Source organism: Streptosporangium sp. LJ11 (genome assembly GCF_051918945.1).
Classification (GTDB): domain Bacteria; phylum Actinomycetota; class Actinomycetes; order Streptosporangiales; family Streptosporangiaceae; genus Streptosporangium.
This window is the reverse complement of record NZ_JBPXMB010000111.1, coordinates 1-693: the sequence shown is the minus strand read 5'-3', so window position 1 is coordinate 693 and position 693 is coordinate 1. Positions and strand designations below refer to the sequence as shown.

Here is a 693-nt window from a genome sequence, read left to right as displayed (position 1 = left end):
CCACCCGCCGCTGGGCAAGTGGATGATCGGCCTGGGCGAGCAGATCTTCGGCATGACCCCCTTCGGGTGGAGGTTCGCCGGGGCGGTGGTCGGGGTCTTGTCGATCCTGATCCTGGCCCGGGTGGCCCGCCGGATGACCCGCTCGACCATGCTGGGCTGCCTGGCCGGGCTGCTGCTCGCGCTGGACGGCCTGCACTTCGTGCTGTCGCGGACGGCGCTGCTGGACATCTTCCTGATGTTCTGGGTGCTGGCCGGTTTCGCCTGCCTGGTGGTCGATCGTGACCGGGCGCGGGAGCGGCTGGTGACCTGGTACGAGACCTCGCCGCTCAGTGACCAGGGGCCGGGGCTGGGGGTGCGGCCGTGGCGGATCGCCGCCGGGTTGTGCCTGGGCGCGGCCTGCGCGGTGAAGTGGTCGGGGGTGTTCTTCCTGGTCGCCTTCGCGGTGATGTCCCTGGTCTGGGACGCCGGGGCCCGCCGCGCGATCGGCCTGCGCAAGCCGTACGTGGGGGCGCTGAACAAGGACCTGACCGGCGCCGTGCTGGCGATGGGCCTGCTGCCCGTGGTCACCTACGTCGTCTCCTGGGCCGGTTGGTTCGTCTCGCCGCTGGGCTGGGGCCGCAACTGGGTGCAGGCGACCTCGCAGGGCCCGGGGTTCTTCGTCTTCGACTCGCTCCGGTCGTGGCTGAGCTACCA

At 71.4% G+C, this 693-nt stretch carries 1 protein-coding gene; it reads left to right on the top strand.

Going from position 1 to position 693, the window contains the following annotated elements:
• On the top strand, window positions 1–693 hold a 693-nt coding region (locus ACTOQ3_RS43615; protein WP_440089954.1), incomplete at both ends, for a phospholipid carrier-dependent glycosyltransferase.